This window comes from Acinetobacter bouvetii (genome assembly GCF_902753875.1).
GTDB classification, from domain to species: domain Bacteria; phylum Pseudomonadota; class Gammaproteobacteria; order Pseudomonadales; family Moraxellaceae; genus Acinetobacter; species Acinetobacter bouvetii_A.
On sequence record NZ_CADDTS010000007.1, the window covers coordinates 152,762 to 167,904 of the forward strand.

A 15,143-nucleotide genomic window follows, 5' to 3' on the forward strand; every position below is an offset into this window, starting at 1 on the left:
CGGCAACCTGCTACTTATATAGATTGTGTCTATTCTAGCAATTTACAAGTCTGACACTGGAAGACATTAGTCGAAAGTTGTAATAAAACCAATGCATTCTTAGGATTTAGCTTTATCGCAGATCTTGCAAATCTATAACTAAATATTAGTGCACTTATTCCGGAAATAATTTCCTATTTTTGCGCTGCAGCAATAGTTATGGAAAATTATTTCCTTTATTTTGCCTATTTGTGAAAAATATATTCTTCTGAGATGTCATTTAGCGTCGCAGTTCCCATTAATGCCATGGTAATCTCAAATTCTTCCTTCAGAATTTTCAGCACATGGGCCACACCTAGCGCACCCGCGCTGGCCAGTCCATAAATATAGGGGCGACCAACTAAAACTGCAGAAGCACCCAGTGCCATGGCTTTGAAGATATCGGAGCCACGACGAATGCCGCCGTCGTAGAGCAGGGGAAAATCCTCAGGTACAACTTTTTTAATCAGTTGTAACGCGGTCAGTGGCGGAATGCAGGTGTCCAGCACCCGGCCACCATGATTGGACACAATCAGGCCTTGAACCCCTTGCTGAATGGCCAGCAAGGCATCATGCGGATTGATAATGCCTTTTAAAATGACTGGTAATGAGGTCTGTTGAACAATCCAGGCGATATCGTCCCAGGTTGGCGCGATTTTCATCAGACCATGAAAGACTGGATGCTCACCCGCCTGCAGTTCAGGCAAGGGAATATGTGCCGGAGTATGTGGATGTTGCATGCCTTCCGGTAAATGAAAAAACACCCGACGTTCACGATCCCGGATGCCAGTATGTGGTGAATCGACTGTAATCACGAGGGCTTTAAAATTGTGCTGTTCCGCTAGTTTGACCAGAGCCAGCGACTTTTCCCGATCACCTTGCCAATACAGCTGAAACCATTTGTAGGGATTGTCCTGTTTTAAGCTGCGCAGGTCGGTATTGGTAAATGTACTTAATATGATATTGCTGCCCAGTACTTCCGCGGCCAGTGCAGAAGCTGCTTCAGCATCAGGATGGAACTGTTGCTGATGACCAATTGGCGCCAGAAAAATTGGGTGCGGATAATGTTGTCCAAACAGCTCGCAAGTGGTATTACCCTGAGTTAGGTCTTTGAGCATACGCGGCAACAAATGAATCTGTTTGAACTGGTCCAGATTATCCCGAACACTGATTTCATCCATTGATCCGCCTTGCAGATATTGCCAGACCATATCTGATAAGTGTTTCTGCGCCTCAATTTCATAATCGGCCACCGTCTGCAAATAGGCCGGAATCTGGGTCAGCGGAGGAAGGGGAGTGGATGGATTCATAGCTCAGCCCATTGGCGCAATAAATTATGATAGTGGCTGGTTAAAGCCACAACTTCTTCGGTATCGCCGATGTGCTGCCGCAATTTGATCAGATTCATGTCCAGATTAAACAGCATGCTGCGTTGCCAGTCATCTTTGACCATGCTTTGAATCCAGGTACATGCCGCGATGCGTTGACCGCGTGTTACCGGTTCAACCCGATGCAAACTGGTGGCCGGATAGACAATCGCATCGCCCGCATCCAGCTTCACTTCATGACAGCCGTAATTATCTTCAACAATCAGTTCACCACCTTCATATTCATCGGGTTCAGATAAAAATACGGTGATCGAGACATCAGTACGAATGATCTGTCCGATGCTATTGGAATATTGCACTGCGTTGTCGACATGATTGCCATAATGGCCTGCATCCTGATAGCAGTTAAACAGTGGCGAAAGAATATGTCGGGGCAATGCGGCAGATTTAAGCAGGATATTGTTGTTTAATGCCTGAATTATGCGAGGTGCCAAGGATTGATAGGCAATGCTGTTGGGATCTATTTGTAAATTATTCTTTATTTTTTGCGCCTGAAAGCCTGCGCTTTGCTGACCCTGGATCCAGGCTTGACTTGTATCCAGTTGCTGACGTAATTCGGCGACCTGCTGTTTGGTTAAAATTTCAGGAATATGTAACATCATCCGCTTTATCTGCATCCCTTAAATGGCTTGGACTCAAAAAAATAATGTAGTGCGCTAGTTCTAACACACTACATTTATACTAAATCTGATGAAACTTAGCGAATTGCTTAAAATTTATAATTAAAAGTCAGTGCTGCCGAACGCGGCTGTCCTAATACCACACGACCGCCGCCGTTGTTTAAGGTGCTGATGTATTCCTTGTCTGCCAGGTTATAGACATTCAGGTTAAGAGAGGCATTTTTATTAAAGCTGTAACCGGCCATTGCATCAAATACCACATAACCCGGAATACTTGGCATATTTGCCGCTGCAGTGTCTGTTGTTATCACACGTTTTTGATCATCGACATAACGTGCCCCTAAGCCCAATTTAAAGCCGGCTACATCATAGGTAGACCATAAACTTGCCGTCCATTCAGGTGACCAGCGTTCTGCTACAGTAATCGCTGTTGCTGTCTGTTGGTTCAGTTGTTTGACTTTCATATGCGCCACACCTGCCGAAATATTCCAGACATCGGTGATTTGCCCCACAGCACTCAGTTCTACACCATCAACACGTTTTTTCCCTTCTTGTACGGACAGCTGGGTAATCGGATCAATCGTAAACTGGTTTTCGTTTTCAGTACGGTATGCCGCAGCATTCAATGCCAATTTACCTTGTAACAGATCCCATTTGGTTCCGATTTCATAATGATGGGTTTCTTGTGGATCGGCAGCTGAACTGTTCGCACCTGTTTCTGACAGGGTAAAGTTGGCACTTCCCGGAGGAGTCAGTGATTTGGCATAAGAGGCATACACGCTGCTGTAGGTAGTCGGTTTATATAGACCACCGAGTTTCCAGCTAAATAATGTATCGTGTGCTCCTAAATCTGTTTGTGTGCGAGTCACAGCAAGGGTGGTTGAATTGGTATTAACCGATAGTGCATCGTAATTGGTATCGTAATAATCGATACGCACACCGCCATTCAGCTGGAAGCGTTCACCAAATTTCAGCGTGTCAAACAGATACGCAGCCGCTGTATCTGTTTCTCCATGGGTATAGCCACCATTTGGCACGACCGCAGGAACTGCATCATAACGGTTTGGACGGTAGAGATTTGCTACAGTTGATGGTGCTGCTTGTCCCGGAATCTGTGCAGATAAGGTTTGCGTATTTTGTTCTTCTTTTAAGAATTCCAGTCCTGCGACTACATCATGCTCAATTGTTCCTGTTTTGACATTCCAGTTTATAGTGGACTGGTTTGCAAGGATTTTATTTTCCTGATCCACGCCTTGTCTTGACCGAGATACGGTCCATTGTGATGGATTTGTGGAATTATTTCTGTTTAAGCTATTTATTCCTGTTAAAACCCGATCCATTTCAGTTTTACCCCAACGGGTAATATTGGTCAGTTTAAGGTTTTCAGCCAGATCACTTTCAATCTTGGCTGTGAACATGTCCGCATCGACATCTTCATGGTCATCAACATGGCCATAATAGTTTTCACTATTTACTTTAGGTGCTTGAGCCAATGCTGAATCTGTATTGTAAAAGCCTTTCATACCAATGGTTGGAATACCACCGTCCGGAATATTGCGTTGACGGATATGTTGTGAATAGAGATACAGGCGTGTATCTGTATCTAGACCAAAGGCAATGGCTGGAGCAATGGCCCAACTATTATTTTCAATATAGTCACGACCTTCAACGCCACCATCTTGTCCCATAGCATTCAAACGGACTGCAATGCCATCATTAATGACTTGATTAATGTCAGCAGCCAGTCGCGCATGCTCTGCCGTATTATAGGTGGCAGATACTTCACGGCTATTTTCAGCTTGAGGCAGTTTGGTTGCCAGATTGATATAGCCGGATGCTGCACCACGGCCTGCTTCTGAGCCAGAAGGTCCTTTTACAACTTCAATCTGTTCCAGGTTGAAAACATCCCGGGTAATCGCTCCCAAGTCACGAATGCCATCGACATAGGTTGAGGTTTGAGTGGAAAAACCGCGCATCTAGAAAGCATCACCGGCGCTGGTATTGCCATTTTCACCCAGTTGCAGGGTAATGCCCGGGGTATTTCTTAAGGCTTCAACTAAAGAAGTAGCACCTTGTTCTTTTAGTAATTCTTTTTTAATCACTGAAATGGTTTGCGGTGTATCGACTAATGGTTGAGTATATTTCGGTGAACTGACGGTATCGGCTTTATATTTATTGTCTGATTTTGCTTCTACTGAAATGGTGGGAAGTTGTGTGGTTTCTTTGGGTGCAGCAGCTTGAGCCATGAGGGGGAAGGAAGCAGCTAAAGCCACCAGCTGAGCATTTCTGTTGTGTTTACGGCTTTTAATCTGTGCCATGGTCGGTTATCCCTAGTTTAAATTGGACAGTAATCCACGATTGCATTTCAGCTTTTAAGATTGTCATCTGGCAGTAAAAGTGGAGAAAAAGTGGAGGTATTGTTATGGCCTGTAACAATTGATGCGAATTTTAATGATAATTATTATCAATAACAATAGTAATAAGCATGGAATCTGCATGAAAATGGATGGAAATATTGTTTAATTCAGGCGTATTAATTTAATAAAACAATCATGGCAAATGGGAAAAACGATATAAGACCATTAAATTTGACTAAAAGATAAAATAATTAAAAATTCAAATAGTTATAAGGTATTGAATGGGCTGGTAGATGTGAGAACTTCGCAGCCCTTTGAAATTTTTTTGCATTAAAACATTAAAGCTCAGCCCATTTACGCATTAAATTATGATACAGGTTGGTGAGTTTAATCACCTCGCCATGTTGATCTCCCAGTTGCATGCGCAAGTTCTGAATGGATTGATCCAGATTAAACAGCATATGGCGTTCTGCATCATCACGGATCATGCTTTGTACCCAAAAGAACGAGGCAATCCGGCAGCCCGCGGTCACGGGAGTAACTTCATGTACACTGGTTGATGGATACAGAATCATGTCACCCGCAGGCAATTTTACTTCATGGTAGCCATAGGTGTCCTCAACCACCAGTTCACCACCTTCATATTCTTCGGGATCACTTAAAAATACCGTGCAGGATAAGTCCGTGCGCAGGCGTTCATTGCTGCCGCGAATACGTCGGATGGAATTGTCGACATGAAAACCAAAAGCTTCATTGTTTTCATAGCGGTTAAACAGCGGGGGAATGATGTCTAAAGGAATTGCTGCCGACAAAAATAAAGGATGTTGTCCTAATGATTCTAAAATAATGGTACTTAAGTGATGGGTCAGGGGATGATCTTCAGGCAGTTGCTGATTCTGTTTGACTGTAGCTGAAAGGGTGCCGGCAGTGACCTTACCATTGACCCATTCAATTTTTGCCATTTCATCACGGAAATATTGAATTTGTTCTTTAGTCAAGACATTGGGAATATGATGGATCACGGCAAGATACCTTTACAAGAATGAATTCTTTGAGCTAAAAAAATAGCCTCATTATGAGGCTATTTAAACTCAAATCCCATAAATAAATTATGGGATTTTGACATGGATTTTAGTATTTGAAGTTTAGTGACAATACCGCGCTACGACCTTCTGCTTCAGTGGCATAGTGAGATGCATAAGCTTTAGTGAAGTAACGTTCGTCAGACAGGTTATTGACGTTCAATTGAAGGTCAACATTTTCGTTGACGTTATAACGTGCCATTGCGTCATAACGTACATAACCTGGAACGTATTTGGTATTAGCTGCGTTACCATAGACTTTGTCCATTGCAGTTGCACCAGCACCCAAGGTTAACTGTGGCAATACTTGGTAAGTTGTCCAAAGAGTTGCAGAGTTTTTCGCAACGTTTTGAACTTGATTGCCTTCATTAGCGTCTTTTGGACCATCATCCAAAATTTCACTGTCTAAATATGTATAGCCTGCAGAAACAGCCCATTTATCAGTAATATTACCGTTAGCACCTAATTCAATACCATCAACACGTGTTTCACCAATATTGCGGGTAAAACCATCAGTATCAGCAGCTCTCGTATTGGTTTTTTCAGTACGGAAAATTGCAGCGGTAAGATTCAATTTATCATTGAATAAGTCCCACTTGGTGCCAACTTCCATTGTACGAACTTCTTCAGGTTTTAAATTATTTGTTGCGTTAGCCTGTTCTTCGGTCGTATTTCGACCAAAGGTACTTACGCCTTCTGAACCATCACCTGCATCCACACCAATTGGGTTTGCTGAAGTAGCATAACTTGCATAAATCGAACCATTTTCGACAGGCTTGAAAGTTAAACCAGCTTGGTAGTTGAAGAAGTCCGTATCACTTTCATATTTGACTTTTTCACCAACCTGACGCAAAGCTGGAATGGATGTAGTTACACCATTTTGAGTTTGAGTAGTTGGTTTTGTATTAGAGTTGGTAGAGCCATAGGTCATGGTTGAACCAGTTTCGAATTTATCCCAACGGACTCCTAAATCGAGAATCCATTGAGGATTAAATTCAATACTATCTAAGAAATAAACCGAAGTAGATTTAGATTCAATATTATATTTGTCTGCACCTTGAGTGCTAAGAGAGCCAGTAAATGGATACTTACTAGGATTATTCACATTCACACAGCCAGGACCTGTAGAAGTTGCCGAACAAGCATATGCAGTACCGGTTGCATCCTTACCATTAATAATATATTGAGTTCGGTCTGTTTCTTGGTCTGAGTATTCAGCACCTAGGTTAAAACTATGTTTTAATGCACCTGTATTAAACTTACCAGTTAAAGCAAGCTGATCAGTAAAGGTATCGGTATCAGCGACGCGTGAATTTGCGCGGGCCCACACATTACCTGTTAATGCGCCACCTGTTTGATAAAAATTACCTTTTGAATCATCTGGGTTGGTCCACAGGTAATCATTCTTAGATTTATTATAAACAGTAGTATTAGAAATTGTTAGATTGTCAGTCAAGTCATGTTCTAACTTAATGGTACCGACCTGATTTTCCTGTTTTTGGAAATCGCGGTCTTTCCAGCCGTAGTAAATACCTTGTTTGACATCGATTGGTTTACCATTTCCATTTTCTGGAATTCGAGCAGGCTGATTGGTTGCTGAGAAAGGATTGTTATAAGGAATACCAGAATCTGGAATGTCATCTGTCTTTAAGTAGTAATAACTTAAAGTTGCGCGAGTCGGGGTATCCAGACCAAAAGTAATACTTGGGGCAATACCGGCACGTTTGTATTCAGTACCGTTAGCTTGACCGGCTTTTTCATTGTGGTGACCCATCACCGCAACACGCGCGGCAATACCATTACCAAAATCTTTGTTGCCATCTAAAGTAATACGTTGGTAACTGTCTGTACCTGCACCAATAGAACCTTCTAAAGAGTCACCTTTTTTAGCAACTTTAGAAATCATGTTGATACTACCACCAGTGGTACCCGCACCACCCATAGCAGATGCAGAACCTTTGGTGACTTCAACTTGTTCGACTGCAAACATTTCACGGTTTTGTGAAGTTGCATTACGCACGCCGTCTACATACATAGAGCTTTCAGAGTTGTAACCACGAATAAATGGACGGTCGCCATTCGGGTTACCACCTTCACCCGCACCTAAAGTAATACCAGGTACAGTACGCAAAGCATCGCTTAAAGTTGTCACTTGAGTATCTTCAATCAATTGCTTAGAAATGACAGATACAGATTTAGGTGTATTCAATAAAGGAGCAACAAACTTGGAGTTGGCTGATTTATCTACTTTTAGACTTTGTTCTGCTTCTGCTTGAGAATGAATAGTTTCAAGTTGAGCAACTTGATCTTGTGCAATTGCATTACCTGCCATCACTGAAAGTGAAGAGACAATCGCAGAAGATACGATTTTTTTGCGTGTTTTAATGAAGGCCATTTCGAACTCAAAATGTGTACTGTGAAAATGTATGAGAATAATAATGATTCTTATTTTATATCACCATCTATACTAATTGTAATTAGTAGCGTTTATTTATTTTTTAATCGATTATTTGAATGAAATAATATAACAATTATTATTTAAAATATTGAAAATAATATATATTTAATATTTTTACATTTGTTGTCTTTTTAATCGAGAATACTGATGTTTAATTTTATTAACAGTTATGCGGCAAATAAGTAACAAATATTTCATCTTTGTAGGTCATGGTTATGCTCGGTTAAATGGTGTCATTATTTTAGGATGTTGCAGATTTCTAGATAAGCGTTATTAATCTAAAGCGGTATAAGAGAAGAGCAACAAAACAAACTGTTAGCAAATTTAAAGTTGTTATGATGAGTTATGTATTCAGACAAAACATAAAAATAACTAAGATTTTGAAATGAAAAGAATAAATGGTAGAAAGCTAAGAGGCTAATAAGATATATAAAATTTCAGGTTATATGCTGCTGCATTGTGCAAAGTTGTAATAAAAACAGACATTGCTTATCAGAATGCTTAAAATTTAATGGTTAAATCATCCTGTTTTGTATATCTTTCAATGTTGTCATATAATGTGGCACTTTCAAAATTGCAATTACTATTTCTATATCGAGGAAGCCATGCAAGTAACTTCTGAAGCGGTTTCGGGCGTTGCCCGTCGTTTAAATGTATCTGTACCGACGAGCCGTGTGAACGAGCAATTTGAAGCCCGTTTAAAACGCACTGCTAAAACTGTGAAGATCAACGGCTTCCGTCCAGGTAAAGTGCCTTTAAATGTAGTACGTCGTGAATATGGCGCAAGCATTTATCAAGAAGTTGTGAACGATGTAATTCGTGACACAGTATTTGAAGCGATTCAACAAGAGAAAATCAATGCTGTTGGCATGCCAAACATTGATAAAGTTGAAAACAAAGAAGACGCTCTTGTTTATGAAGCAACTGTAGAAGTTTATCCAGAAGTTGAAGTTAAATTTGACGGTCTGGAAGTTGAACGTAAAGCAACTGAAGTGAACGATAAAGACGTTGATCAAATGATCGAGAACCTTCAAAAGCAACGTGCTTCTTGGGCTGAAACGAAAGGCATGGCTAAAAAAGACATGCAAGTGACTTTCGATTTCGAAGGTTCAGTTGATGGTGAAAAATTCGAAGGCGGTTCTGCTGAAGACTTTAAACTGGTTCTAGGTTCTGGTCGTATGATCCCTGGCTTCGAAGACGGTATCGTTGGTATGAAGAAAGGCGAAGAGAAAGTAATCGATGTTACTTTCCCTGAAGATTACCAAGCTGAAAACCTTGCTGGTAAAGCTGCTCAATTCAAAATCACTGTGAAGCTTGTTGAAAAACAAAAACTTCCAGAAGTTGATGCTGAATTCTTGAAAATCTTCGGTTTAACTGAAGAAGAAGGCGTTGAAAAATTAAAAGCTGACGTTCGTAAAAACATGGAACGTGAAGTGAAAAACGGTCTTCGTAACCAAGTGAAAGGCGCAACTTTTGATGCGCTTGTAGCTGCAAACGAAGTTGAAGTTCCTGCTTCTATGTTATCTCAAGAAATTGACCGTCAACGTCAACAAATGATTCAACAGTTCACTCAACAGTTTGGTGCTCAAGGTGCGAAAGCATTTGACAGCAGCATGCTTCCAGATGACCTGTTCAAAGAACAAGCTGAAAAATCTGTAAAACTTGGCGTGTTGGTAAGCAAAGTTTTAGCTGACGCTAAAATTGAAGTTGATGCTGCTCGCGTTGATGCTTACATCGAAGACATGGCTTCTTCTTACGAAGATCCAACTGAAGTGATTGAATACTTCAAAAATGACAAACAGCAACGTGCTCAAATTGAAGCTGTTGTGTTAGAAGATCAAGTGGTTGATCACATCTTGGCAGCTGCTAAAGTGACTGACACAAAAGTAAGCTATGAAGACTTATTGAAAGAGCAACAAGCTCGTCAACAAGGCTAAGCTTAGCTGACCAAAAAAAGGCGCATCATGCGCCTTTTTTTATGTACAGGCTTATCGTGTACATGTCCTGAATTCACAATGCTTATATAAAAAATATCTGTTATTTAATTGGGAATATTTTGCATTTTCGGCAATTATCCCTCATATTGTGACTATGAGTTGAGTAACAAAAAATTTAGGAATAAATAACGTATGTATGTTCCAACAATTGATAACGCTTTAGTACCCGTGGTGGTAGAACAGTCTTCTCGTGGTGAGCGTTCTTTTGATATTTTCTCACGTCTTTTACGTGAACGCGTCATCTTCTTAACCGGTGAAGTTGAAGACAACATGGCCAATTTAATTGTTGCTCAGATGTTGTTTTTAGAAGCAGAGAACCCAGATAAAGATATACACCTCTATATTAACTCCCCAGGGGGGTCGGTGACTGCAGGTATGGCCATTTACGATACCATGCAATTCATTAAACCAGATGTAGTGACTTATTGTATGGGACAGGCAGCCTCTATGGGTGCATTCCTGCTCAATGCTGGTGCCAAGGGTAAACGTTATTGCTTGGAAAATGCACGTGTGATGATTCACCAGCCACTCGGTGGTTTCCGTGGTCAAGCATCGGATATTGAAATTCACGCGCGTGAAATTCTATTCATTAAAGAACGTTTAAACCGTTTAATGGCAGAACATAGTGGTCAAGACTATGAAACTGTTGCAAGAGATACTGACCGTGACAACTTTATGACAGCGCAGGCTGCCAAAGAATACGGTCTCGTGGATGAAGTGTTAAGCAAACGTCCATAATTTTCAGATTTTTATATTGGAGTGAATATGTCCGATCATCCTCAAGGACAAAAGCATTGTTCATTTTGCGGTAAAACGCAGTCTGAAGTCGGGAAACTGATTGCAGGTGAGGACGCTTACATCTGTAATGAGTGTGTGGACGTATGCTTAGATTTAGTCCAAACCAGTCAACAAGTTGAATCTGGTGATTGGGCAAGTAAACCTTTGCCAAAACCACACGAAATTCGTGCTGCACTTGATCAATATGTCATTGGTCAGGATGTAGCGAAAAAAACACTTTCAGTTGCTGTATATAACCATTACAAGCGCCTAAAAGTGACGCATAACGGTCATAAGCATGATGATGCGATTGAACTGGCAAAAAGTAATATTTTATTGGTTGGGCCAACAGGTTCAGGTAAAACGTTACTTGCGCAAACGCTTGCACGTTTACTTGATGTTCCATTTGCGATGGCAGATGCGACCACTTTAACCGAAGCAGGTTATGTGGGTGAAGATGTTGAAAACATCGTACAGAAGCTGCTGCAAAAAGCCGATTATGATGTAGAAAAAGCGCAAAAGGGCATTATCTATATCGATGAAATCGACAAGATTACCCGTAAGTCTGAAAATCCATCCATCACCCGTGATGTGTCTGGAGAAGGTGTTCAGCAAGCACTTTTAAAAATGATCGAAGGTACTGTGGCTTCCATTCCTCCGCAAGGTGGTCGTAAGCATCCGCAGCAAGAGTTCATTCAGATTGATACCTCAAATATCTTGTTTATCTGTGGTGGTGCCTTCTCTGGTCTAGAGAAAATCGTACAGCAGCGTCAGGAAAAAGGTGGCATTGGTTTCACGGCAGATGTGAAGAAAAAAGACGAAAGTAAAAAATTGTCTGATTTGTTCCGTCAGGTTGAAGCAACTGACCTGGTGAAATTTGGTCTGATTCCAGAGTTCATTGGTCGTTTGCCAGTGATTGCGACTCTGGATGAACTGGATGAAGAAGCATTGATGCAGATTCTGACTGAGCCGAAAAACGCTTTAACCCGTCAATATCAATATCTATTTGATATGGAAAATGTGGATTTGGTATTTGAAAATTCAGCGCTTCGTGCTGTGGCTAAAAAAGCCTTGGAGCGTAATACCGGAGCACGTGGTTTGCGCTCAATTCTGGAAAATGCATTGCTTGAAACCATGTATGATCTTCCAAGTCAGAAGGAAGTAGGTACTGTAGTGGTGAATGAGGCTGTGATTAATGATGGTGCGAAACCTGAATTAAAAGCAGAACGTCAGCCTAAATCAGAGACTGAAACAGCGGCTAAAGTAGATTTAAAAGTTGTAAATTCTAAATCAGCTTAATTCGCTATTCGTCAGAAACGTGCGGAAAACTCGTGTTTTCGCACGTTTTTTATTTCCAAAAATAAATCGCAATGTTAATCTCAATCACTAGGCGTGGACGCCGAAATAAGATCAACCAACTCAGATTAAAGTCGTGATTCAAAGTCGCGATGAATAGAACGAAAAATTAAGTATTTATTTGAGTACAAAAATAAAAAATACGCGGTGAGGGAAAATCATGCGTGGAGTCTGTATTGCCATTTGTGCAAGCGTAATTTTATTGGGATGCCATGGCAAAACTGCAATGGAGCATGCTCAAGTCACATCAACCTTAAAACCTGTCGATACCGAACATGAACCGGGTATGCTGGAACAATACCGCTTTGGTATGTTCACTATTGGTGGTTGGGTTAATCAAAAATTAGGACAACATTTTCAGCCTGTACACGCACAAAATGATCAGGCAGCGATTGTGTATTTATACCGTCCGGACAGCAAATGGAACCGTCAGGAAATAGTGGCATCTAGTCTGTTTATTAATAGTGAGCGTATTCCAAGTTTATTGAATAATCACTACTACTGGGTGGAATTGCCTGCTGGAACCTATCGCATATCTAGCAGCCGTCCTTTAGGAGTTCAGCATTTTCAAAAGCCAAAATATCTAGATTTTAGTGTGCAAGCAGGTCAGTCCTATTTTATTAAATATGATGAAGAAAATTTGAGTACCCGTCGTGAGGTTTCAGGGCCTTTAATTTTGGTGCCAGAGAAAACAGGTTTAAATGAAATTGCTTATACCCAGCTAAAATCTGAAGCTTATAACTTTGTTGCTCAAGATCAAAACACTGGTAAAGTGCGCAAAAAAGCTCAGAAACTGAAACCTGCAAAATATGATCCTGCAGAAGATGTACAGCTAACCAAGCCTTTCAAACTGTGGAATCCGCTGACTTGGTAATTGAATTAAACTCACTTAACCGCCATAAAAAAGCACCCATAGAGGGTGCTTTTCTATTTTGGCAAATTAGTTTGCAGCAGCATCAACTACTGGAATTTTACCAATTTTGGCTTGCCAGATTTTTGGTGCAGTCGCATGTACAGATGTACCATTTACGTCTACAGCAACTGATACAGGCATATCTTTCACGACAAACTTGTAGATTGCTTCCATACCTAAGTCAGCAAAAGCAACAACTTCAGCTTCACGGATTGCTTTAGATACTAAGTAAGCAGCACCGCCAACAGCCATTAAGTAAGTTGCTTTATTGTCTTTAATTGCTTCAACAGCAGCAGGACCACGGTCCGCTTTACCGATCATGCCGTAAAGACCCGTTGCTTCAAGCACTTGACGTGTGAATTTGTCCATACGTGTTGCAGTTGTTGGGCCAGCAGGGCCAACCACTTCATCACCTACAGGATCGACTGGACCCACGTAGTAAATGAACTTACCTTTAAGATCTACAGGAAGTTCTTCACCTTTGTTTAACATGTCAACCATACGTTTGTGCGCAGCGTCACGACCTGTATAGATTGTACCGTTAAGCAGAAGCGTATCACCTGGTTGCCAAGCGTTCATTTCTTCTTGTGTGATGTTGTCTAGGTCAACACGTTTAGAAGTCGATGAATCCCAAGTTACAGCAGGGTAGTCTTCAAGGCTTGGTGCTTGAATGTGAGCAACACCTGAACCATCTAACTGGAAGTGTGCGTGACGAGTTGCTGCACAGTTCGGAATCATACCAACGGGTTTACCCGCAGCGTGACATGGGTAATCTTTGATTTTGATATCAAGAACTGTGGTTAAACCGCCAAGGCCTTGAGCACCAATCCCTAAAGCGTTTACTTTTTCGAAGATTTCGATACGAAGTTCTTCAAGTTGGCTTTGTGGGCCGCGACGAAGCAATTCGTCCATGTTGATTTCTTCCATGAGTGCTTCTTTCGCAAGCATCATGGCTTTTTCAGCAGTACCACCAATACCAATACCCAACATACCAGGAGGACACCAGCCTGCACCCATGGTAGGAACAGTTTTCAGTACCCAATCCACGATTGAGTCAGAAGGGTTCAACATGGCAAGTTTAGATTTGTTCTCTGAACCGCCACCCTTGGCAGCAACAGTAATGTCGACTTTGTTACCCGGTACGAGTTTGTAGTGAATCACTGCAGGCGTATTGTCTTTGGTGTTTTTACGACCAAAAGCAGGATCAGCTAAAACGGATGCACGAAGAATGTTAGAGTTTTCAAGGTAACCTTGACGTACACCTTCATTGACTGCATCGTCCAGGCTCATAGTTAAATCAAATTTAACGTCCAAGCCCACTTCAAGAAATACGTTCACAATACCCGTATCTTGACAGATAGGACGGTGGCCTTCTGCGCACATACGAGAGTTAATTAAAATTTGTGCAATCGCGTCTTTCGCGGCTTTGTTCTCTTCACGATCATAAGCACGACTCATCGCCTGGATGAAGTCCTGAGGGTGATAGTAAGAAATGAACTGAAGCGCATCTTTTATCGATGTGATCAAGTCATCTTGCTTGATAATAGTTGTCATACAAATATCTCTTGAGCGGGCTGTTAGCTAGCGGGCTAAATTATAAGATAAAAAGCACGTTTTGTGGGTGTTTTGCTTAATCTTTGGCCGAAAGTTTAATAACTCAATTTATCTAACTGTTTCACTGTCACATTTGCTCGAAAAATGACTATTTTACTGTCATATTTCATGAAAGATTTGTCACAAAGAAGATGGGTTTGCAAAATTTAATTTTATTAAATTATTGATTTTAATTAGTATATTAAATATTTCTGATCTTTCATATTTGTCATATAACTGTCATAAAAATTTCACATAATAAGTACATCAAATTTAGAGTGTAATAAGTATATGATTACTACAGTTGCTTCAGTTGTTGGTTTTTCTTTATATATCGCAGCGACATGGTTTTACGGTCAAAAAGAAGATCAGGCATAAGGCTTTATCTTCTTTTTTTTGCTTTAAATAGTATAAAAATAATATCTTCTTCAAATCTTCAAATCTTCAAATCTTCAAATCTTCAAATCTTCAAATCTTCAAATCTTCAAATCTTCAAATCTTCAAATCTTCAAATCTTCAAATCTTCAAATCTTCAAATCTTCAAATCTTCAAATCTTCAAATCTTCAAATCTTCAAATCTTCAA

The 15,143-nt window shown here is 40.8% G+C and carries 9 protein-coding genes and 1 pseudogene; 4 read left to right on the plus strand and 6 right to left on the minus strand.

The annotated features are described in order from the left end of the window. Positions 1-224: 224 nt before the first annotated feature. The 5 genes and pseudogenes from FB6_RS02585 to FB6_RS02605 all read right to left on the minus strand — a co-directional run bounded on the left by FB6_RS02585 (position 225) and on the right by FB6_RS02605 (position 7,860). Complete coding sequence (locus FB6_RS02585; RefSeq protein ID WP_174558502.1) at positions 225-1,328, minus strand: alpha-hydroxy acid oxidase; 1,104 nt, start codon at positions 1,326-1,328, stop codon at positions 225-227. Continuing rightward, positions 1,325-2,008, minus strand: coding sequence for a Fe2+-dependent dioxygenase (locus tag FB6_RS02590; RefSeq protein WP_174558503.1), 684 nt, complete (start codon positions 2,006-2,008; stop codon positions 1,325-1,327). Before FB6_RS02590 ends, FB6_RS02585 begins: the two co-directional genes overlap by 4 nt. Before the next feature lie 107 nt (positions 2,009-2,115). Beyond that, positions 2,116-4,344 (minus strand): annotated as a pseudogene (locus tag FB6_RS02595) (catecholate siderophore receptor Fiu). Between the two features lie 377 nt (positions 4,345-4,721). Continuing rightward, positions 4,722-5,405, minus strand: a complete 684-nt coding sequence (locus FB6_RS02600) for a Fe2+-dependent dioxygenase (protein WP_174558504.1) — start codon at positions 5,403-5,405, stop codon at positions 4,722-4,724. Between the two features lie 109 nt (positions 5,406-5,514). After that, on the minus strand, positions 5,515-7,860 hold the full coding sequence (locus FB6_RS02605) for a TonB-dependent receptor (RefSeq protein ID WP_174558505.1): 2,346 nt from the start codon (positions 7,858-7,860) through the stop codon (positions 5,515-5,517). A 668-nt stretch (positions 7,861-8,528) separates the two neighbouring features. On the opposite strand from FB6_RS02605, the gene tig reads away from it, so the two are divergent. The 4 genes from tig (at position 8,529) to FB6_RS02625 (ending at position 12,927) form a co-directional block, all read left to right on the plus strand. Beyond that, complete coding sequence (tig, locus tag FB6_RS02610; protein ID WP_174558506.1) at positions 8,529-9,860, plus strand: trigger factor; 1,332 nt, start codon at positions 8,529-8,531, stop codon at positions 9,858-9,860. A 192-nt stretch (positions 9,861-10,052) separates the two neighbouring features. Next, on the plus strand, positions 10,053-10,658 hold the full coding sequence (gene clpP / locus FB6_RS02615) for an ATP-dependent Clp endopeptidase proteolytic subunit ClpP (protein ID WP_086198326.1): 606 nt from the start codon (positions 10,053-10,055) through the stop codon (positions 10,656-10,658). 27 nt (positions 10,659-10,685) lie between these two features. Beyond that, complete coding sequence (gene clpX / locus FB6_RS02620) at positions 10,686-11,996, plus strand: ATP-dependent protease ATP-binding subunit ClpX (protein WP_174558507.1); 1,311 nt, start codon at positions 10,686-10,688, stop codon at positions 11,994-11,996. Between the two features lie 217 nt (positions 11,997-12,213). After that, complete coding sequence (locus tag FB6_RS02625) at positions 12,214-12,927, plus strand: DUF2846 domain-containing protein (protein ID WP_174558508.1); 714 nt, start codon at positions 12,214-12,216, stop codon at positions 12,925-12,927. A 66-nt stretch (positions 12,928-12,993) separates the two neighbouring features. On the opposite strand, the gene FB6_RS02630 is transcribed toward FB6_RS02625, so the two are convergent. Then, entirely contained in the window at positions 12,994-14,520 is a 1,527-nt protein-coding gene (locus FB6_RS02630; protein WP_174558509.1) for a fumarate hydratase, read from the minus strand. Positions 14,521-15,143 lie beyond the last annotated feature (623 nt).

Bases quoted from the DNA above. Each gene is read 5' to 3' on its own strand.
- FB6_RS02585 (WP_174558502.1), bottom strand. From the start codon at position 1,328: ATGAATCCATCCACTCCCCTTCCTCCGCTGACCCAGATTCCGGCCTAT.
- FB6_RS02590 (WP_174558503.1), bottom strand. From the start codon at position 2,008: ATGATGTTACATATTCCTGAAATTTTAACCAAACAGCAGGTCGCCGAA.
- FB6_RS02605 (WP_174558505.1), bottom strand. From the start codon at position 7,860: ATGGCCTTCATTAAAACACGCAAAAAAATCGTATCTTCTGCGATTGTC.
- tig (WP_174558506.1), top strand. From the start codon at position 8,529: ATGCAAGTAACTTCTGAAGCGGTTTCGGGCGTTGCCCGTCGTTTAAAT.
- clpP (WP_086198326.1), top strand. From the start codon at position 10,053: ATGTATGTTCCAACAATTGATAACGCTTTAGTACCCGTGGTGGTAGAA.
- clpX (WP_174558507.1), top strand. From the start codon at position 10,686: ATGTCCGATCATCCTCAAGGACAAAAGCATTGTTCATTTTGCGGTAAA.
- FB6_RS02625 (WP_174558508.1), top strand. From the start codon at position 12,214: ATGCGTGGAGTCTGTATTGCCATTTGTGCAAGCGTAATTTTATTGGGA.
- FB6_RS02630 (WP_174558509.1), bottom strand. From the start codon at position 14,520: ATGACAACTATTATCAAGCAAGATGACTTGATCACATCGATAAAAGAT.